The organism is Pseudomonas sp. MM227, from assembly GCF_947090715.1.
Classification (GTDB): Bacteria; Pseudomonadota; Gammaproteobacteria; order Pseudomonadales; family Pseudomonadaceae; genus Aquipseudomonas; species Aquipseudomonas baltica.
Genome location: NZ_OX352319.1, coordinates 43,945 through 64,229, shown reverse-complemented (window position 1 = coordinate 64,229; position 20,285 = coordinate 43,945). Strand labels below are relative to the sequence as shown.

16 protein-coding genes are annotated in these 20,285 nt (G+C 63.0%); 6 read left to right on the top strand and 10 right to left on the bottom strand.

The features are described 5' to 3' along the window. Positions 1–70 precede the first annotated feature (70 nt). On the top strand, positions 71–778 hold the full coding sequence (locus ONG87_RS00295) for a PA5502 family lipoprotein (protein ID WP_192055224.1): 708 nt from the start codon (positions 71–73) through the stop codon (positions 776–778). Here the strand turns inward: ONG87_RS00295 and katE are convergent. After that, complete coding sequence (gene katE, locus ONG87_RS00290) at positions 775–2,913, bottom strand: catalase HPII (protein WP_185794590.1); 2,139 nt, start codon at positions 2,911–2,913, stop codon at positions 775–777. The two genes, ONG87_RS00295 and katE, sit on opposite strands and share 4 nt — an antisense overlap. Positions 2,914–3,196: 283 nt before the next feature. On the opposite strand from katE, the gene ONG87_RS00285 reads away from it, so the two are divergent. The 3 genes from ONG87_RS00285 (at position 3,197) to ONG87_RS00275 (ending at position 5,725) form a co-directional block, all read left to right on the top strand. Further along, complete coding sequence (locus tag ONG87_RS00285) at positions 3,197–4,204, top strand: methionine ABC transporter ATP-binding protein (protein WP_192055222.1); 1,008 nt, start codon at positions 3,197–3,199, stop codon at positions 4,202–4,204. Further along, positions 4,204–4,875, top strand: coding sequence for a methionine ABC transporter permease (locus ONG87_RS00280; protein WP_122480089.1), 672 nt, complete (start codon positions 4,204–4,206; stop codon positions 4,873–4,875). Before ONG87_RS00285 ends, ONG87_RS00280 begins: the two co-directional genes overlap by 1 nt. 76 nt (positions 4,876–4,951) lie before the next feature. Then, a complete protein-coding gene (locus tag ONG87_RS00275) occupies positions 4,952–5,725 on the top strand; it encodes a MetQ/NlpA family ABC transporter substrate-binding protein (RefSeq protein WP_264382003.1) in 774 nt (257 codons plus the stop codon). A 28-nt stretch (positions 5,726–5,753) separates the two neighbouring features. On the opposite strand, the gene ONG87_RS00270 is transcribed toward ONG87_RS00275, so the two are convergent. Further along, a complete protein-coding gene (locus tag ONG87_RS00270; RefSeq protein WP_192055218.1) occupies positions 5,754–6,386 on the bottom strand; it encodes an SCO family protein in 633 nt (210 codons plus the stop codon). A gap of 174 nt (positions 6,387–6,560) precedes the next feature. Here ONG87_RS00270 and ONG87_RS00265 point away from each other — a divergent pair, with 174 nt between their 5' ends. Next, positions 6,561–7,208 carry a hypothetical protein gene (locus ONG87_RS00265; protein ID WP_192055216.1) on the top strand — a complete coding sequence of 216 codons (648 nt, stop codon included), beginning with the start codon at positions 6,561–6,563 and terminating at the stop codon, positions 7,206–7,208. 65 nt (positions 7,209–7,273) lie between these two features. On the opposite strand, the gene ONG87_RS00260 is transcribed toward ONG87_RS00265, so the two are convergent. The 4 genes from ONG87_RS00260 to ONG87_RS00245 form a co-directional block, all read right to left on the bottom strand. Continuing rightward, positions 7,274–8,803: a SulP family inorganic anion transporter gene (locus ONG87_RS00260; RefSeq protein ID WP_122480085.1), complete on the bottom strand. Its 1,530-nt coding sequence runs from the start codon at positions 8,801–8,803 to the stop codon at positions 7,274–7,276. A 186-nt stretch (positions 8,804–8,989) separates the two neighbouring features. Beyond that, complete coding sequence (locus ONG87_RS00255) at positions 8,990–9,697, bottom strand: carbonic anhydrase (RefSeq protein WP_043191935.1); 708 nt, start codon at positions 9,695–9,697, stop codon at positions 8,990–8,992. A 407-nt stretch (positions 9,698–10,104) separates the two neighbouring features. Further along, positions 10,105–11,439: a glucarate dehydratase gene (gudD, locus tag ONG87_RS00250; RefSeq protein ID WP_244647050.1), complete on the bottom strand. Its 1,335-nt coding sequence runs from the start codon at positions 11,437–11,439 to the stop codon at positions 10,105–10,107. 93 nt (positions 11,440–11,532) lie between these two features. After that, positions 11,533–12,876 (bottom strand): MFS transporter, encoded by a 1,344-nt coding sequence (locus ONG87_RS00245; protein ID WP_122480083.1) that lies wholly within the window; start codon positions 12,874–12,876, stop codon positions 11,533–11,535. Between the two features lie 269 nt (positions 12,877–13,145). Here ONG87_RS00245 and ONG87_RS00240 point away from each other — a divergent pair, with 269 nt between their 5' ends. Next, the gene (locus ONG87_RS00240; RefSeq protein WP_185794595.1) at positions 13,146–13,832 is read left to right on the top strand and encodes a FadR/GntR family transcriptional regulator; all 687 of its coding nucleotides are present in this window, start codon (positions 13,146–13,148) and stop codon (positions 13,830–13,832) included. Positions 13,833–14,045: 213 nt separating this feature from the next. On the opposite strand, the gene ONG87_RS00235 is transcribed toward ONG87_RS00240, so the two are convergent. From ONG87_RS00235 to ONG87_RS00220, 4 genes are all read right to left on the bottom strand, one after another. Beyond that, positions 14,046–15,359, bottom strand: a complete 1,314-nt coding sequence (locus tag ONG87_RS00235) for a cytochrome c (RefSeq protein ID WP_122480081.1) — start codon at positions 15,357–15,359, stop codon at positions 14,046–14,048. An 11-nt stretch (positions 15,360–15,370) separates the two neighbouring features. Beyond that, positions 15,371–17,155, bottom strand: coding sequence for a GMC family oxidoreductase (locus ONG87_RS00230; RefSeq protein WP_264382002.1), 1,785 nt, complete (start codon positions 17,153–17,155; stop codon positions 15,371–15,373). Between the two features lies 1 nt (position 17,156). Further along, positions 17,157–17,894 carry a gluconate 2-dehydrogenase subunit 3 family protein gene (locus ONG87_RS00225; protein ID WP_264382001.1) on the bottom strand — a complete coding sequence of 246 codons (738 nt, stop codon included), beginning with the start codon at positions 17,892–17,894 and terminating at the stop codon, positions 17,157–17,159. Positions 17,895–18,146: 252 nt separating this feature from the next. Then, positions 18,147–20,216: a M3 family metallopeptidase gene (locus ONG87_RS00220; RefSeq protein ID WP_264382000.1), complete on the bottom strand. Its 2,070-nt coding sequence runs from the start codon at positions 20,214–20,216 to the stop codon at positions 18,147–18,149. Positions 20,217–20,285 lie beyond the last annotated feature (69 nt).

Below are 20,285 nucleotides of genomic sequence, written 5' to 3'. Positions count from 1 at the left end.
GTCCATATTTTCGCCGACACCCCCACGGTGTAGACTTGGCCGTTTTTTGGGCAAACAGAGAGTCGTAGCAATGAAGCCGTTCGTCTCCCGTTACCTGCTACTTGCCACACTTTCCCTGGTGTTGACCGCTTGCCAGACCTCACCAGCCGACCACGCCGCTGATGCGGGTCCGGATGCTTGGCAGCAGCTGGAAACAAACATTGCCAGCAGCGAACTGGCCACGGCCGAGGATCAGCTGGTCAAGCTGCAGGCGCAGGCACCGCAGGATCCACGCCTCACCGAGGCGCAGCGGCAGCTGGCCGAAGCCTACCTGCAGCGCAGCCAGGTGATGCTGCAGAAGGGTGACGTCAACGCTGCCGCCACTGCGCTGGGCCGCGCCCGCGTGCTGATGCCCCAGGCACCGGCGCTCACCGGTGGCGTCAACGGCGCCATCGCCCAGGCGCGCAAGTCTGAACTGGAGAAAGCCGAAGCCGCCCTGAAAGCTGCCGAAGCCAGGCCCAAGGCCCTCGTGCTGGATCCGAACGCCAGCGTTTCAGCGGTGCCGTTGAAGATGTACAGCGCGCCGCAGCTGCGCGCACAGATGCACGACATCGCGACGGACGTCGTTCATTACCAATGCGATGTGATCATTCAGGTGGCCCAACCGGGCGAGTATCGCCGGCTGGAAGCGCTGCTCAAGCAGCGCGTCAGCGAACAGTTGCCAGAGATGCAACTGAAGGTCGGTCGCCGTGTGGTCCACGGACAACCGACCCAAGTGGTGCTTATACCGCGCCGTTAAGCCGGAATGGCTTTGGCGGCCGGCTCGCGATCCCACACGCGGTGCTTGGCGATGGCGGCGATGAACGCCTTGATGGTGCTGTCATCGTCACCCACCAGCAGCCCGGCATCTTCCTTCAGGCGCAGCGCTTCGAGCAGCGCCTTGCCATCCTTGCTGATACCGATTGCCTTGAGGTGCTTGTAGGCCTCGAGCAGGTAGTGCAATGCCACGCCATCGGCGCTCAGCGCCTTGATCGAATCGGCACCGCCCGGCACCCACACTGCGTCGAAGGCCACCGAAGGCAGGCCCTCCTGGGACGCGTCGACGGCCAGGGTCTTGCCATCGGCCGTCTTGACCGGTGCGCTGGTAGGGCCCAGCACCTTGGCATGCGCGCCTTCGGCCTTGAGCGCCTTCTGCAACGCAGCGACTGCATTGCCGTCCACGCCGTTGGCAACCAGAATGGCGACCTTGCGGCTCTTGATGTCGCCGGACAACAGGTTCATCTGGCTCAGCGCAGGCGATTCCTTCAGCGAGGAAGGCTTGACCGATACGGTGCCCTTGGTAGGCGCCGGCAGACCCAGGTTGGCCGCAACGCGCGAAGCCAGTTCCAGATCGATGTTGGCCAGAATCTCGTTGACCTGACGGGCACGGATGTACTCGCGCTCGACCTTGCCCAACTCGAAGCTGTAGGCCGCGATGATGTGCTCTTTCTCGGCATGGCTCATGCTGTTGAAGAACAGCGTGGCCTGGGAGAAGTGGTCGGAGAACGATTCGCTGCGCTCGCGGACCTTGTGCGCATCGACACGCTCGGGATAGGTCTCGAAGCCGCCGTCGATCGGTGCCGATGGGGTTTCCTTCGGCCAGCCGCCGTCGATCGAGTTCGGCTCGTAGGAAGCACGGCCCTTGTCGATACGGGTGCGATGCTGGGCATCACGCTGACCGTTGTGGTTCGGCGCAATCGGACGGTTGATCGGGATCTCGTGGAAGTTCGGCCCACCGAGGCGGCTGATCTGGGTATCGGTGTAGGAGAACAGACGGCCCTGCAGCAGTGGGTCGTTGCTGAAGTCGATGCCAGGCACGATGTGGCCCGGGCAGAACGCGACCTGTTCGGTTTCGGCGAAGTAGTTGTCCGGATTGCGATCCAGCACCATGCGGCCCAGTGGAGTGACCGGGACCAACTCTTCGGGAATGATCTTGGTCGGGTCGAGCAGGTCGAATTCGAACTTGTGCTCGTCTTCTTCCGGCACGATCTGCACGCCCAGTTCCCATTCCGGGTAGTCGCCCATCTCGATGGATTCCCACAGGTCACGGCGGTGGAAATCGGTGTCCTTGCCGGCCAGTTTCTGCGCCTCGTCCCAGACCAGCGAGCAGGTACCGAACTTGGGCTTCCAGTGGAACTTGACGAATGTGCCTTTGCCCTCGCCATTGACGAAGCGGAAGGTATGGATACCGAAGCCCTGCATGGTGCGCAGGCTTTTCGGGATGGCGCGGTCGGACATGGTCCACAGCACCATGTGCGCCGACTCAGGCACCAACGAGACGAAGTCCCAGAAGGTGTCGTGGGCGGAGCCGCCGGTCGGGATCTCGTTGTGCGGCTCAGGCTTCACCGCGTGGACGAAGTCGGGGAACTTGATCGCGTCCTGGATGAAGAAGATCGGCATGTTGTTGCCGACCAGGTCGAAGTTGCCTTCGTCGGTGTACAGCTTGACCGCAAAACCACGCACGTCGCGCACGGTATCGCCCGAGCCACGCGGGCCCTGTACAGTGGAAAAGCGCACGAAGACCGGGGTCTTTTTCGACGGGTCGCGCAGGAAGCCGGCCTTGGTCAGCGCCGAGTGGTCTTCGTAGGTTTCGAAGAAACCGTGGGCCGCGGTGCCGCGGGCGTGGACGATACGCTCCGGGATGCGTTCGTGGTCGAAGTGCGTGATTTTCTCACGCATGATGAAGTCTTCGAGCAGCGACGGGCCGCGCGGGCCAGCCTTGAGGGTGTTCTGGTTGTCGCTGATTTTCACGCCATGGTTGGTGCGCAGCGCCTGTCCGGTGCCATCGGCACGGAACTGCTCGAGCGATTCGAGCTTGGCGTTGGTGTTCTGGCGATCCAGGGTATCGGTGCCAGCGGCTTCGCTCTTGCCGGTAGGGGGGGTCTTGTTGCTCATCGGGCCTTAACTCCTTGGTTCACGGCAGTCCGTGGACGGACTCTGATAAGTACCCTCACCTGATCACGGCAGGCATGGGCCAGGGATACTCAGCAAGTGACCGGACGAATTGCGTGGACGTTCCTTTTTTTTCGCGAACGGTGGGTGGGCGAGCCTTTAGTCGCGTTATTGCCAAATCGCAGGTCGCCGCGAAAATAAATGCTAAATGCCACGGCATGCCTGGGCTAAAATGCGCGCCCGGCTACCCGCTGCCCCCATTCATGCGCCCCACAAGGTTCGCTACGTGATCGAGTTCCAAGATGTCCACAAGACCTACCGCGTGGCCGGTAGGGAAATTCCCGCGCTGCACCCCACCCGGCTCACGGTGCCGGCAGGCCAGGTGTTCGGCCTCATCGGCCACTCGGGCGCGGGCAAAAGCACGCTGCTGCGCCTGATCAACCGCCTGGAGAACCCCAGCGGCGGCACCATCATCGTCGACGGTGAAGACGTCACTGCCTTCGACGCCGACGCCCTGCGCGGTTTCCGGCAACAGGTCGGCATGATCTTCCAGCATTTCAATCTGCTGGCGTCCAAGACCGTCGCCGACAACGTGGCGATGCCGCTGAACCTGGCCGGCCGTCTGTCGCGCAAGGAAATCGACCAGCGCGTGGCCCAGTTGCTCGAGCGGGTGGGCTTGTCCGACCACGCACGCAAATACCCGGCGCAGCTGTCGGGCGGACAGAAGCAGCGCGTCGGCATCGCCCGCGCCCTGTCGACCAACCCGAAGATCCTGCTCTGCGACGAGGCCACCAGCGCGCTGGACCCGCAGACCACGGCCTCGGTATTGCAGTTGCTGGCCGAGATCAACCGCGAACTGCAATTGACCATCGTGCTGATCACCCATGAAATGGACGTGATTCGCCGGGTCTGCGACCAGGTTGCGGTGATGGACGCCGGGCGCATCGTCGAGCAAGGCACGGTGGCCGACGTGTTTCTGCACCCGCAACATCCAACCACGCGTCGCTTCGTCCAGGAAGACGAGCAGGTCGACGAGAACGAGCAGCGCAGCGACTTCGCCCATGTGGCGGGGCGGATCGTGCGCCTGACGTTCCAGGGCGAGGCCACCTATGCGCCGCTGCTGGGTACGGTGGCACGCGAGACCGGTGTCGACTACAGCATCCTGGCCGGTCGTATCGACCGCATCAAGGACACCCCCTATGGCCAGTTGACCCTGGCTATCACCGGCGGCGACATGGAAGCGGCCTTCGCTCGCTTCACCGCAGCCGACGTTCACATGGAGGTGCTGCGCTGATGGACCTGATCAACTTCTTCGCCAGTGTCGACTGGAGCGAAATCTGGCAGGCCACCCTGGATACGCTGGTGATGCTCGGCACCTCGCTGCTGTTCACCATCCTTCTGGGGCTGCCGCTGGGTGTCGTGCTGTTCCTCACCAGCCCACGGCAGATGTTCGAAAAGCCACGCTTGTACGCGGTGCTTTCGTTCATCGTCAACGTGGTCCGCTCGCTGCCGTTCATCATTCTGATCATCCTGCTCATCCCGGCCACGGTGGTGTTGGTAGGCACCTCGCTGGGGGTGGCCGGTGCAATTCCGCCACTGGTCATCGGCACCGTGCCATTCTTTGCCCGCCTGGTGGAAACCGCGCTGCGCGAGGTCGACCGCGGCATCATCGAGGCGACCCAGGCCATGGGCGCCACGACGCGGCAGATCATCACCCGGGCGCTGGTGCCCGAGGCCATGCCGGGGATCATCGCGGCCATCACCGTGACGACCATCACTTTGGTGTCGTACACCGCGATGGCCGGTGTGGTGGGCGCCGGAGGCCTGGGCGACCTGGCGATTCGCTACGGCTACCAGCGCTTTCAGGACAACGTGATGTACGTCACGGTGATCATTCTGATTCTGATGGTCCAATTGCTGCAGATGCTCGGCGACCGTCTGGTCGTGCATTTCTCGCGCAAATGATTCATGCCTCGCACCTCATTCATGCCTGGTAAATAGTTCACAGTCAGGCCCGCAGGGGCCGACAAGGAAACCGAAGATGAAAAGACTACTGGCCGCCATGGCCGCCGTCGCTGCACTGTCCGCCCAAGCCAACGAAACCCTGAGCGTGGCAGCCACTGCAGTGCCTCACGCGGAGATTCTCGAGTTCGTCAAGCCGCAGTTGGCCGAACAGGGCGTGGACCTCAACATCAAGGTGTTCACCGACTACATCCAGCCCAACGTCCAGGTGGCGCAGAAAGCCATGGACGCGAATTTCTTCCAGCACCAGCCTTACCTGGATGAATTCAACAAGGGCAAGGGTACCGACCTGGTCGCCGTGACCGGCGTCCATCTGGAGCCGCTGGGCGCCTATTCCAGCAAGATCAAGACCCTCGACGAGTTGGGCAACGGCGCCAACGTAGTGGTGCCCAACGACGCCACCAACGGCGGCCGCGCGCTGCTGCTGTTGCAGAAGTACGGGCTGATCCGCCTCAAGGACCAGAGCAACATCCTGGCGACCACCAAGGACATCGTCGAGAACCCCAAGGGCTTGAAGATCCGCGAGCTGGAGGCAGCGACCATCCCGCGCGTGCTGACCCAGGTCGACCTGGCCCTGATCAACACCAACTATGCCCTGGAAGCCAAGCTAGATCCGTCCAAGGACGCGCTGTTCATCGAAGGCAGCGATTCGCCGTACGTGAACATCCTGGTGGCACGCCCCGACAACAAGGATGCGCCGGCCATGCAGAAGCTGGCAGCCGCGCTGCACAGCCCCGAGCTCAAGCAGTTCATCACCGAGAAGTACAAGGGTGCAGTATTGCCGGCCTTCTGAGCCCGTGACGGCTTGACCGGCGCGTCCCTCAATCGCCCGCGACCAGCCCTGGAAGCTGGGCGATCATCTTGGCATTGTCGATCGGCCCGCGGATGAACCCACGCTGGCGCCCATCCGGCCCGATCAACGCCAGGTTGGCACTGTGCTCCACCAGGTAATTGGGCTTGCGCGTGTCGGCCGCGATGAATGGAATGCTGATGGCCCTGGCCAGTGTCTGCAGAGTGTCGACCGGCGCCACCCACCCCTGGAATCCCGCCTTGAAATAACCCAGGTATTGCTTGAGCCGCTCGGGCGTGTCGCGGTGCGGGTCGACGCTGATCAGCACCACTTGCAGGCGCTCGCGCGTGGCGTCCGGTAGCTGGTTCTGCACATCGCGCAGGTTGGCCAGCGTGGTGGGGCAGATATCCGGGCAGAACGTGTAGCCGAAGAACAGCAGCGACCATTTACCCTGCAGCCGGGTCAGGTCGACCACCGATCCGTTCTCGTCGGTCATGTGCAGGGCAGGCATCGCGCGGCTTTGCGCCAACAGGATGATGCCCGCATCGACCAACCCGGCGCGGTCGGGTTGACGCTGTCCACTGAGCAGGTGATGAACGCTCAGCCCGATCAGCAGGGCAAGGGCGCCGGCAAGGGTAAACACGATTTTCTGCGTTCGGGTCATGAGCCTGGGATCGAGAGACGTTGGAGGAGGCGACGTTATCAGGCGAGCCGCAGCGAGGGTAGTGGTCAAGCGCCGTTATGAAATGTGTCCTGATTATGACAAATGCGTCTTAGCCTTCCCGATGGGCCAGCTATCGTTCCCACTTCACTTGCGTGACACTCGCCTGGAGCCTTCATGAACACCGCCGCATTGCGCGAGCAGATTCAACGTGCAACCGAACACGAGGCCGCTACCGGCCACCTGCATCAACGCCTGGAAAAACAGTTGCCGCAGCTGCACCCGGCCATCGACCTGGCCGAGGGCGGTGGTGTCGCTTTGTGGCGCTTCGTCAGCGCCTACATCGAGGAAGTCCCGCAGTTGCTCGATGCGGCCAGCGAAGTCGCCGGCAAGGCCGGAATCGAGTCGCAGATCAAACCGGTACTGAAGATAGCCGAGGAGTATTTTCTGCGTCCGCCCGGAATTGTGGCCGGCCAGGAGGGGCTGGATGGCCTGCTCGACGAAGCCTACCTGGCGCATCGCCTGGTCGAGGAAGTGAACGACCTGTACATCCGCCACCTGGGCCAGCCACTGATACCGCTGGACATGACCGTGGCCAACCTGATCGCTCACCAGTTGATCGGTGAAACGTTCGCCAACCAGCTGGATGAAGTCGTGCATCACTCGATGGCTCAGATGCTCTGTGACGAGCGCTTCGAGCTGCCGTCGGTGCTGGCCTATCGCGACAAGCTGATCAGCCCTGAAACCGGCGCGGCGTGGCAGCAATGGCCGTGCATGTCGCGGCGCCTGGGTATTGGCCTGGACCTGAACTCAGCCAGTTCCTGAGGGCCTGCACGGGGCCTGGCGAGCGGTCGTCGCCAGGCCCCGTGCAGCCGGTCTGCGCGGTCGTGCTAGCTGCCGAAGCCTGCCGTGGTGCGCAGCCGACCCTCGATACGCCGCTTCAGCCCGCGGCTTTCGATGACCATCCGTGAGCCCTTGCTCTGGTTGGCCCGACCCCAGTCTTCCAGCAGTTCCAGGCACGAGTGGTCGATGTAGTTCAACCCGGCCAGTGGCACATGCACGGTCGTACCCTCCGGAATACTCGCCAGGGCTTTGGTCAGGGCGGGTACCTTGAGAAAGGTCGCCGAGCCCACCATGCGCAGTTCCACTTCACCCGGTGCCTGGTCGATCAGGGTGATCTTCAGACGTGCCGCCTTGAAGGCCAGCTTCAGCAAGGTCAGGGCGAAACCCAGCAGCACACCGGTGAGCAGGTCGGTGAAGACGATTGCCAGCGCCGTGGCCGCGTAGGTGAACATCGGCATCCGGCCGTAGCGGCCCAGGCCCTTGAAGGCCTTGAAGTCGACCAGCTTGACGCCGGTGAAGACCAGCACGCCCGCCAGGCTAGCGACCGGGATGCTTTGCAGCAGGCTGGACAGCAGAACAACGAACCCCAGCAGCCAGACACCGTGCAGGATCGCCGACATGCGTGTCTGTGCGCCGGCCTGGACATTGGCCGAGCTGCGCACGATCACGCCGGTCATGGGCAGTGCGCCCAGAATGCCGCAGAGCATGTTGCCTACACCTTGTGCCGACAGCTCGCGGTCGAAATCCGAACGCTGGCCGTTGTGCATGCGGTCGACCGCTGCTGCCGAGAGCAGGGTTTCGGCACTGGCGATGAAGGCCACGGCGATCGCGGCGATGAGCAGGGCAGGATCGGCCAGGTTGAGCAGGTCTGCCGGGCGCAGCCAGTCGATGGCTTCCGCCAGGTTCGCCGGCACTTCGACACGCTTGACCGGCATCGCGAAGAACAGGCTGAGGCCCGTCGCCAGGCCCACACCGAGCAAGGCACCGGGCACGAAGCGCAGTTTTTGCGGGCGCAGCTTTTCCCACGCATACATCACGGCAATGGTCAGCAGGCCCAGCAAGCCAGCCTGCCAGCCCAGCCCGCCACCGATGCTGGGGATGGCCTGGCCGACCACGGCGGGAAATTCGATCAGGTTGCTCAAGCCCGAGGGTTGCGGCGCCCGGTCGAGCATTACATGCACCTGGGACAGCACGATCAGTACGCCGATGCCGGCGAGCATGCCGTAGACCACTGCCGGTGCGGTGACGCGGAACCAGCAGCCGAGCTTGAAGCGCCCGGCCAACAGTTGCAGCAGGCCGGCCAGCAGCAGGATCGGCCCGAGCATGGCCATGCCATGCTGGCGAACCAGCTCGAAGACCAACACCGCCAGGCCGGCGGCGGGACCACTGACCTGCAACGGCGACCCGGCCAGGAATCCGACCACGATACCGCCGATGATGCCGGTGATCAGGCCTTTGGAAGGCGGCATTCCCGAGGCGATGGCGATACCCATGCACAACGGCAGCGCAACCAGAAACACCACGACCGAGGCGAGCAACTCGCGCGGCAACACTGCTTTCATCTGTGCAATATTCACGTTCAATCTCCTGCAAGCATTCAGGCGAGCCGGGCCGCACTTTTCGACAGGCAGCAGCGTGCCTGCCCAATCCCCTGCAGCCCAGCCAACGCGGCTGGGTACAGGTGGATTCGGCAAGCGAACGATGAGGTGTGCTGTCGACAGATTACGGCCAGACGGGCCCTGTCATACGAATGACGCGGCTACCTAGAACCGGCCCTTGGGCGTCGCGCTCGGGGTCGTGGTCATTCTGTCGAGGGGACGGAAGCAGTCCTGTTCCGCGTCGTAGGCCTTGATCTCGCTGGTTTCGATGTTGTAGATCCAACCGTGGATGAACAACTGGCCGCTGGCCATGCGCGAGGCTACCGATGGGTGCGTGCGCAGGTGCTGCAGCTGGGAGATGACGTTTTCTTCGGTCAGCACTTTCATGCTTTCGGCTTCGTTGGCGCAGTTGCAGTTGTCTTCGACGACCGTGCGGGCCACTTCCGAATGGCGCAGCCAGGCCTTGACCGTTGGCATCTTTTCCAGCGAAGCCGGGTTGAGCACGGCACGCATGGCGCCACAGTCGGAGTGGCCGCAGACGATGACGTGCTGCACGCCCAGCGCCAGGATGGCGTATTCCAGCGCTGTGGAAACGCCGCCGTTCATTTGCCCGTAGGGCGGTACGACGTTACCGACGTTGCGGGTGACGAACAGGTCGCCGGGGGAGCTTTGGGTGATCAGTTCAGGGACGATTCGCGAGTCTGCACAGGTGATGAACATGGCCCGTGGCGCTTGCGCAGTGGCAAGCTTCTTGAACAATTCCTGTTGCTGGGGGAAGACGTCATGATGGAAATGCAGGAAGCCGTCGACGATCTGCTTCAGGGAGGCTTCAGCCGTATCGGCATGGCTCGGTGTAGGATCCTTGTCGCTCATGATTCATCCTCTTGCTGGATTTGAGATGGTTCCCAGTTTACCGGGTAAAAATTCCCACAGCTCATGGCTGGATGAGACGATTCACACAGGATTATGACTCGTGAGTCATTTGTCACTAACCCTACCGGTGAAAACTTAACTGAACCTGAATCGAGGCGTCTATTGCGCGGGGATGAGGGTTGTCGAGACGATGAACGGTGTTACAGGAGCACGCGGTCCCTGTAGCAGCGGCGCGAGCCGCGTCGGGCGTCACCGCGTTCTCCCAGATGCACCACATGGACCGCCGACGCGGCTCGCGCCGCTGCTACAGGGATCATGCGATCCGCAACCACGGTGCAAGCCGCTCCGGTGTCGGCTGTAGCAGCGGCGCAAGCCGCGTCATGAGGGCATACGGTGCAGCTGGCGGTTCAACGCACCAGGCAGGGACGCTTGTTGTCGAACTGCCAACCCGAGATCAGGTATTGCATGGCGATGCCGTCATCGCGCGCGCCGAGGCCTTTGGCCTTGTACAGCTCGTGGGCCTTGGCCACTTCGTCCATGTCGATGTCCACGCCCAGGCCCGGTTTGGCCGGCACCTTGACGAAGCCATCGACGATCTGCAGCGGCTCTTTGGTCAGACGCTGGCCGTCCTGCCAGATCCAGTGCGTGTCGATCGCGGTGATCTCACCCGGCGCCGCCGCCGCTACCTGGGTGAACATGGCCAGGGAAATGTCGAAATGATTGTTGGAGTGCGAGCCCCAGGTCAGCCCCCAGTCGTTGCACATCTGCGCCACCCGCACCGACCCCTGCATGGTCCAGAAATGCGGGTCGGCCAGCGGGATGTCCACCGACTGCAGCTGAATGGCATGGCCCATCTCGCGCCAATCGGTGGCAATCATGTTGGTGGCGGTGGGCAGGCCCGTGGCACGGCGGAACTCGGCCATGACTTCACGCCCCGAATAGCCGTTCTCCGCGCCGCATGGGTCCTCAGCGTAGGCCAGCACATGGTGCTGGTCACGGCACAGGCCGATCGCCTCCTTCAATGACCAGGCACCGTTGGGGTCCAGGGTGATGCGCGCCTCGGGGAAGCGCTCGGCCAGTGCGGTCACCGCCTCGATTTCTTCGGCACCGCGCAGCACGCCACCTTTGAGCTTGAAGTCATTGAAGCCGTACTTGGCCTTGGCCGCTTCGGCCAATCGCACTACCGCCTCGGGGGTCATTGCCTTTTCATGGCGCAGGCGGCTCCAGTCGTCGCCGGCGTCCGGCTCGCTGCGGTAGGCCAGGTCGGTCTGGCCACGATCACCGACGTAGAACAGGTAGCCCAGCATCTTCACGGCGTCGCGCTGCTGGCCTTCACCCAGCAGCGCCGCCACCGGCACCTCGAGAAACTGCCCGAGCAGGTCGAGCAGGGCCGCTTCCATGGCCGTCACGGCATGAATGGTGATGCGCAGGTCGAAGGTCTGCAGGCCGCGGCCGGCGCTGTCACGGGCGGCGAAGGTGGTGCGCATGCGGTTGAGGATCTGCTGGTACTGGCCGATGGGCTGGCCCACCACCAGGCTGCGGGCGTCTTCCAGGGTTTCGCGAATGCGCTCGCCCCCGGGCACCTCGCCAACACCGGTGTTACCCGCGCTGTCCTTGAGAATCACGATGTTGCGGGTGAAGAACGGGCCGTGGGCGCCGCTGAGATTGAGCAGCATGCTGTCGTGCCCGGCAACCGGGATGACTTGCAGGCTGGTGACGACAGGAGCGTTGTGCGCGGTCATATTGTTTTCCTTCTCCATGTTGTTGTCCTTGTCATTGAATCCACGCCAGGCGCCGCATGGGCCTGGCGAAAACAGTGCAGGCCGGCGTGCCCGTCAGAGCGGCCGGGCCTGCGCGGGTTCGGCCAGGCCATTGGCAGGCTTGCCGGGCTTGGGCTGGGTGCGCGCGAAGAACACCACGATCGCGGCCAGCACCGAGGTACCGGCCAGGCCGTACAGCCCGCCCTGAATGGAGCCCGTGCTCTGCTCCAGAAAGCCGAAGGTGGCCGGTGCGACGAAGCCACCCAGGTTGCCCACCGAGTTGACCAGGGCGATCACCGCCGCAGCGATGCGTGCATCCAGGTACGCCTGGGGAATCGGCCAGAACAGCGACGAGGCCGACTTGAAACCGATCGCGGCGAAACACACGGCGACGAAGGCGAACACCGGCCCACCGGTGGTCGACATGAACATCCCGGCGGCGGCGATCAGCAAGGCCGTGGCCACCCATGCCTGCTGGAACTTGAACTTGCCGGACAGGGCTGCGAAGCCGTACATGGCAATGATCGAGATCAGCCAGGGTATGGAATTGAGGAAGCCCACCTGCAGGTCGTCCAGGCCGCCCATTTTCTTGATGATGCTGGGCAGCCAGAAGGTCGCCGCATAGATGGTCAGCTGGATGCAGAAGTAGATCAGGCAGAACAGCAGGATCTGGCGATCCCTGAGCAGCGTGCCTAAGGTAGGCTTGACGGTGTGCATGGCATCACGTTCGCGCTGTTCGCGGTCAATCTCGCCCACCAGCGTGTCTTTCTCTTCCTGGGTCAGCCATTTGGCGTCGTGAACCTTGGAATCCAGCCAGAACCAGACGAAGAAGCACAACAGCACCGAGGCCAGGCCTTCGATCAGGAACATCCACTGCCAGCCGTGCATGCCCAGCCCTTCGATCTGCAACAGGGCACCGGCCAGTGGCCCGGAAATCAGCGAGGCCAGGGCCGAACCGCTGAGGAAAATCGCAATCGCCTTGCCACGCTCGACCCCAGGCAACCAGCGGGTGAAGTAGTAGATCACCCCCGGGAAGAAACCGGCTTCGGCGATCCCCAGCAGAAAGCGCAGGATGTAGAAATGGGTTTCGTTCTGAATGAACGCCATCATCGTCGCGACGATGCCCCAGGTGAACATGATCCGCGTCAGCCAGACCCGTGCGCCGACTTTCTGCAACAGCATGTTGGACGGCACTTCGAACAGGGCATAGCCGATAAAGAACAATCCGGCGCCGAATCCGTAGGCTGCCGCACCGATGCCCAGGTCATGCTCCAGGTGCGTGCGCACGAAGCCGATGTTGACCCGATCGATGTAGTTGACGATGAACATGATGACGAACAGCGGAAGTACGTGACGCTTCACTTTCGAGACGGCGCGGGCCAGGACGGCATCGCCGGTTGCAACGTTTGAATTGCTCACAATTCAAATCTCCCACTGATTGTTTTTATGCGGGTAGTGTGTGGATCGATCGGCAGCTGTGCGCTCGGTCGGCAGACATCATACAACTCAGCATCATTAAAACTCAACGCTTATGCAGGCTTTAAGCATGCCATCCGTCGTTGTCATACATCTTGGCGAGCAGGTGGCGATGTCGATGGTCATTCCGCGAAACCCGTACCGAGCCCCGCGCAATGCCTGAGTGATACACCCAAGGTATGATCGGACTTTTCCTCGAGGGGGGCTCATCGATGTCCAAGCGACCCAACAGCCTGGCCCATGTGCTGGTCGAGGCCTTGAGCCAGCAGATCCGCCTGGGCACCTTGGCGCCAGGGGCCAAACTGCCGTCGGAGGGCGCCATCGTGGCCGAGCACGGGGTCAGCAGGACCGTGGTGCGCGAAGCTTTATCACGCTTGCAGGCGTCCGGGCTGGTGGAGGCCCGGCATGGCGTCGGCACCTTCGTGTTGCAGCGCGAGCCGGCCCATGGCCTGCGCTTGAACGTCGATACGGCGCTCAGCGTACGCGGCATCCTGGAATTGCGCCTGGGCCTGGAAACCCAGGCGGCGGCTTTGGCGGCCAAGCGTCGCAGCGACGCTCAACTGGAACGCATGCGCAAGGCGCTGGATGACTATCAACGCTCGCTGGCCAACAACGACAGTTGCGTGGAGGAAGACAAACGCTTTCACCTGCTGATTGCCGAGGCGACCGGCAATACGTATTTCACCGACATCATGCAGCACCTGGGCGATGCGATGATTCCGCGCACTCGGCTCAACGCGCTGGAGAAGGGCGATGCCGATCTGTCCCAGCTGGGGCAGTTGGCGAACCTCGAGCATGAAGCGATCTACCAGGCCATTCGCAAGCAGGATGCCGACGCCGCGCGGGCGGCGATGTGGCTGCATTTGAGCAACAGCCGTGATCGTTTCAATGCCGATTGAAGGGGAGGCCTTTTACTGAAGGGTTTCGGTGAGGGCCTCTTCGCGGGCAGAGACCCGCTCCCACAGGAGTAGAACGCCTTTTTACTGAAGGGTGTCAGTGAGGCCCTTTCGCGGGCAGAGACCCGCTCCCACAAGGATGGTCACCCATTCACATACCTGTGGGAGCGGGGCGGGCGGCGAGCCCTCTGCCCGCGAAGAGGCCGGCTGCCTCGATCAATGGCTGGTGGACTGGCCCAGGTCATCGCCGGAAGTGTGTTTCATGTCGTCACCGCGCATCTGCTTGACGTCGCTGGCCGACACCGCCGAGCCCTGATTGCCCCAGCTGGTGCGGATGAAGTTCACCACGTCGGCCACTTCCTGGTCGGACAGGCGCCAGGCGAAGGCAGGCATGGTGAACGTCGACGGCGCCGTGTGCGTCGCTGGCAACGTGCCCCCGGCCAGTACGATATGGATCAACGAACTGGCATCCTCGGTCTGCAGCACCGGGTTGCCGGCCAAGGCCGGGAACACCCGGGTATAGCCCTGGCCATCGGTCCGATGACAGGCTGCGCAGTTGTCGATGTACAGCCCGGCGCCGACCTTGCTGTCGTCGCCCTTCCACAGCGCATCGGCCACGCGCGCATCGTATTCATGCGGCTTGTCGGCCCGGTCCACTGCCGGAAGCGTCTTCAGGTAGCGGGCAATTGCGGTCAGGTCTTCATGGCTCATGTACTGCATGCTGTGCTCGACCACGTCGCTCATGCCGCCGAACACCGCGCTGCGGTCGCTGCGGCCGGTCTTGAGAAACTGCACCAGTTGCTCTTCGCTCCAGCTGCCCAGGCCGTCCTTGTGATCGCCGCGCAGGCTCTTGGCGATCCAGCCTTCCAGCGGTGCGCTGCCAGCCAGGAAATCGGCGCTGTCGGCGGCGCTCAGGGCCTTCTCCTGCATGGTGATCGCCCGCGGCGTATGGCAGGCGCCGCAGTGCCCGAGCCCTTCGACCAGATAGGCGCCGCGGCTGATCACCGGATCCGAGCCCGGCGGTGGCTGATAGGCACTGACCTTGGGCGCGAACAGACCACGCCAGATCGCCAACGGCCAGCGCATGCTCAACGGCCAGGGAATGTCGGTGGCCTTGTTCGGCTCGGCCACCGGCGCCACACCCTTCATGAAGTAGGCATACAGGGCCTGCATGTCGGCATCGCTGACCCGCGCATAAGACGGGTAGGGCATGGCCGGGTACAGGCTGCTGCCACTCTTGCCGATGCCATGGCGCACGGCCTTGTCGAAGTCGTCGAAACTGTAATTGCCGATGCCGTCGCCGTGCGGCGTGATATTGGTCGAGTAGACCGTGCCGATCGGGGTTTCCATGCCCAGCCCACCCGCGAATGGCGCACCGCCCTTGGCGGTATGGCAAGCCACGCAATCACCGGCACGGGCCAGGTAGCGACCCTGCTCGATCAGGGCGTCGTCGGGCTCGGCGGCCCAGGCCGGCAGACTGGTCGACAGGCAGGCCAGCAAGGTCAACGCAGCGATCTGGATAACGTTCATCTCTGCGCTCCTTATGCCTGCACCAGCGGGCCGGGGTTCTTCAGGTACTGCTCGCGAATGGCCCGCGCCGACCAGTAGGTCAATGCCGCCACCAGGCCAGTGGGGTTGTAGCCAAGGCCCTGAGGAAAGGCCGAGGCGCCTGGAACGAACACGTTAGGCACATCCCAGCACTGCAGATAGCGGTTGATCGCGCTGGTCTTGGGGTCGGTGCCCATGATCGCGCCGCCATTGAGGTGGGTGGTCTGGTAGGAGGCAGTGTTGAAATGCTCGCCGACCTTCTTGCCGAGCAGGGCAATGGCCTTGGGGTTCATGGCCTGGGCGACCTTGCTCATTTTCTCGACCATGAAGCGGTTCATCTTGATGTCGTTTTCCTGCCAGTCGAAGGTCATGCGCAGCAACGGCAGGCCATAGGCATCGCGGTACACCGGGTCCAGGTCCAGGTAGTTGCCGCGATAGGACTGATGGGCGCCGTGGGCATCCATCGACACCTGATGGGTGTAATAGTCGGCAGTGGCCTTCTTCCAGGCACTGCCCCAGGCAGGCGTACCGGGTGGATTGGCCGTGCCGGCGATGGGCCGGCTGCCGGCCTGGTTGACCCACATCGGCGAGCCGCCGACGAAGCCATGGGGGCCATGGTCGAAGTTGTCGGCGTTGAAGTCGTCGAACGCCACGCCGTTGCCACCGGCACCGATGAAGTTGTTGGTGTGGGTGTTCTTGTCGAAGAAAGCCTTGATGGTGGCCATGTTCTGATAGGCGAAGCTCTTGCCGACCACGCCTTCGCCGGTCTTGGGGTCGTACGGCTGGCCGATGCCGGAGAGCAGCATCAGGCGCACGTTGTTGAACTGGAATGCCGCAAGAATCACCAGGTCTGCGGGCTGCTCGACCTCACGGCCCTGGGCGTCGACGTAGGTCACGCCGGTTGCCTTGCGCTTGCTGCTGTCCAGGTTGACCCGCAGCACGTGGGCATTGGTGCGCAGCTCGAAGGTATCGACCTGGCGCAATGCCGGCAGAATGTTCACGTTCGGTGACGCCTTGGAATACATGTAGCAGACATAGCCGCTGCAGAAGCCGCAGAAGTTGCAGGGGCCCATCTGCGCACCATAGGGGTTGGTATACGGCCCCGAGGTATTGGCCGAGGGCAGGTTGTACGGCTTGTAACCGACCTCGGCCGCAGCCTTCTGGAACAGCTGCGCCGACACGGTGTTCTTCTGCGAGGCCAGCGGGAACGGGTTGGAACGATCCGGCGCATACGGGTTGCCACCCTTGCCTTCGCCGACGCGCACGCCGTTCACCGTCCAGGCCTGACCCGAGGTGCCGAAGACTTTTTCGGCAAAATCGAAGAACGGTTCCAGCTCTTCATAGCTGACGCCGAAATCCTGGATGGTCATGTCCTTGGGAATGAACTGCTTGCCGTAGCGCTCTTCGTAGTGGCTGCGCATGCGCAGTTCGATGGGATCGACCCGGAAATGCACGCCGGACCAATGCAGGCCGGCGCCGCCGACGCCTTTGCCTGGCAGAAACGCACCCAACTGACGGTTGGGCAGGGCGACGTCGTTGACGCTGTGACGGATGGTCACGGTTTCCTTGGAGATGTCCTGGAACAGCTTCTTGCGCACGCTGTAGGTCAGCTCGTCGATCACCTGTGGATAACTGCCGTCGGGGTAGGTGTCCTGCATCGGGCCGCGCTCCAGCGCGACCACGTTGAGGCCCGCCTCGGTGAGCTCCTTGGCCATGATCGCGCCGGTCCAGCCAAACCCGACGATGACCGCGTCGACCTTCTTCATTACCGTTGCCATGTCAGGCCCTCTCGCCGCGAATCGATACTGCCGGGAAAGGGTATTGTTCGTTGCGTTCCACCCAGTCCATGAAATCGGCGCGGGCGCCGGGAAAACCGATCTGCGTCCAGCCGACCATGCCCTTGTTGCCACCATGCACCGGGTCGCAGAAGAAGCCTTCGCGGGTGTTCTGCAGCATCAGACTGAAAAATGCCGTAGCTGGCAATTCCTCGAAAACCAGCTCGCCTGCTTCGATCTTGCTGAGAATACGCTCCTGGGTAGCGCTGTCTTGCTCGGCAAAGCTTTTACCTGATTGAGCCTTGCACCAGGTGTCCGTGGCAGCGATGCCCAAGCGATAGATCTGCTGTGGCACCAACTGCAGCTGATAGCCCATTTGCGGCGCGGCGTCGGTGACGAACGGACCCTGCATGTACCACAGCGCGCCGGTGGCGTAGGGCGTGTTCATCTGGCGGTCGATAAATTCCGCCGCTCCGGCTTCCAGAGCACCGGGGCCCAGATCGTCCGCCGGAATCAAGCGAGCCACTGCGGCTTGGACGAAAGCCCATTCTTCAGCGGTGAAAAATGACGGCTGGTAGTCGGCGGCGGGCGCGGGGGCTGGCGCTGGCGAGCGAGTATCGGCATTGGCATTGGCAGTCAGGGCAGCGACGCCCAGGCCACTGCTGGCAACGGTCACCACCGGAATGAGGGTCAGGGTTTTGCGCAGAAAATCCCGGCGCGGGTTGTTTTCTTGCTCGGACATCAAGGTTCTCATCAGCTGTTCGATACGGTTTTATCGATGCGCAGCCCAGCGGTACGTGTTCGTTGCACCACGCGGCCGGAGGCGGGTGGTGCTTTGTTGAAGGCGCAGACGCGACACATTCGGCACGAAGCCAGGCGCGGCAAAATGCCGCCCTGACGGTTCAGCCGATAAATGTATCTATTTGTGACGCCAAATGAAACCGGTTTCAGTCTACCTGTGCTCAGTCTTCACCTCTGTCGTTGCTCGAACGACTCACGTCTTGATGCCCAGATCGAGCAACAGCGCTTCGATACCCGGCTCACTGCCAGCGAAGCTCTCGACCAGTTCCGCAAAAGGTCGCGTCCCTCCCGATGCCAGAATCAAGCGTTCGAAATCCCCGCCGACCTGACTCGAGAACAGCCCCTCACGCTTGAAGCGGGCGAACAGATGAGCGGCCAGCACCTGCGCCCAGACATAGCTGTAGTACCCGGCGGCGTAGTCGGCGCCGGTGAACAGGTGGGCGAAAGTGTTGAGCCAACGAACATAGGGCGGATGACGGACGATCTGCGTCTGCTCCAGCACCTGTTCGCCAATCTGCTGCGCCGACAGCGTGTCGCTGTGGCTGTGCAGGCGATAGTCGACCAGAGCGTATTCGAGTTGCCACAGCAGGGCCTGGGCACGAAAGCGCGCCTGGGCGGCGAGCGCCCGCTCGACGAAGGCGGTACCGATGGCTTCGCCGGTCCGGTGATGTCGCGACATCGATTGCAGAACTTCAGGCTGCATGGCCCAGTGCTCGAACACGCCGCTGGGCAATTCCACCGCATCTTCGGCCACGCCCTTGATGCCAGAGACGCTGCCATGGTCGATGCGGGTCAGTACATGGTGCAGCGCATGCCCCAGCTCGTGGAAGAACGTCTGGATGTCGCCCAGGCTCAGCAGGCAGGGAAACGCTGGCGTGTCGGCGGCGAAATCACACCCCACGTGGGCGATGGGCAGCTGCAGCCGACCATCGGCGAAACGGTGGCGGTCACGCAGGGCTTCCATCCAGGCACCCGCGCGTTTCTTCGGCCGAGTGTGCAGGTCCAGGTAGATATGGCCCAAGACCTGTCCCTGCTCGCTGAGTTGAATCAGGTGCACCGATGCAGGCTGGCGCGGTGCTGGCGGGCATTGCAGCCACTGCACGTCGAACAGCTGCTCGAGCAGACGCTGCAGCCCATCAAGCACCGCCTGCACGGGAAAGTACTCACGCACCTTGAGCTCTGTCACCCCATGATGGATCTGCAGGTATTTCTCCTGGTAGTAATTGCAGTCCCAGGGCTGCAGCGCCGGCACTCCGAACAGCGCGGCCAGTTCCTGCAGCGGGGCGAACTCCGCCTGCGCCACAGGGCGGACCTTGTCGATCAATTGCAGCAGGAGCTGCTCCACGTCCGCGGCCTCGTCGAACATACGCGTGGCCTGGGCCAGCGAGGCATAGCTGCGATAGCCACCCGCTTCGGCCAGCTCGGCGCGGGCGGCAAGGATGCGTTGCAGCACCGGTCCATTGTCATAGGTTCCGGCCTGCGGGCCTTGCTCCGAAGCGTGGGTGTAGAAGGCGCGGTACACCTGCTCGCGCAGCGCGCGGTCATGGGCCTGGCTCAATACCGCCAGCACCAGCGGCAGCTCCAGTGGCAGCCGCCAGCCCGACTGGCCGGCCTCGCGCGCGCATAGCGCCATGCTGGCAAGTACCGCGGGAGCAATGCCTGCCAGAGCGGTTTCGTTGTCGAACGCCAAGGCCCCGGCTTCGCTGGCTGCACTCAGGTTGTCGGCAAAGGTTTGGTACAACCCGGCCAGCTCCATCTGCAGACGCCCAATGCGCTTCTGGATCGACGGCTGGGTGCCTACCCCGGCCAGGCGCGAAGCACGCAACGCATGGCTCAATGCGGCCTGCTGGGTTGGATCGAAATCGAGCGCCTGCGGGCTCTGCTGCAACAGCTGCAGCACGGCATGCACGGTACGGTTGTGCTTGATGGCCAATTCATAGGCCTGTACTCGTTCGCGACAGCGCGCATAGGCGTCGATCACCGCGAGATGGTGATGGCGACTGAGCAATTGTTCGGGCTGCAGCACCGCCAGCAGGCGTTGGTGCATGTCTTCCAATGGCTTGACCAAGCCTTCCCATGTAGGTGCCGCGAGCTGCTCGGGGAGCAATTGCGCCAGCTGCCGGAGGTTGGTCTGGATCACATGCTCGATCGCCGGCTCGACGTGTTCGGCCCTGATCAAGTGGTAGGGGATCACATCGTGATGGCCCAGCAGGGGGTTTTCGGCAAGCAGGGCGGGGAGTGCAGCGAGGTGCGCAGCGGTCATGTTCGATTCCTTGAATGACGCCTGAGTGGCGCGCCAGTCTAGGAACGGAAGCGAAGCATGACGTGGTAG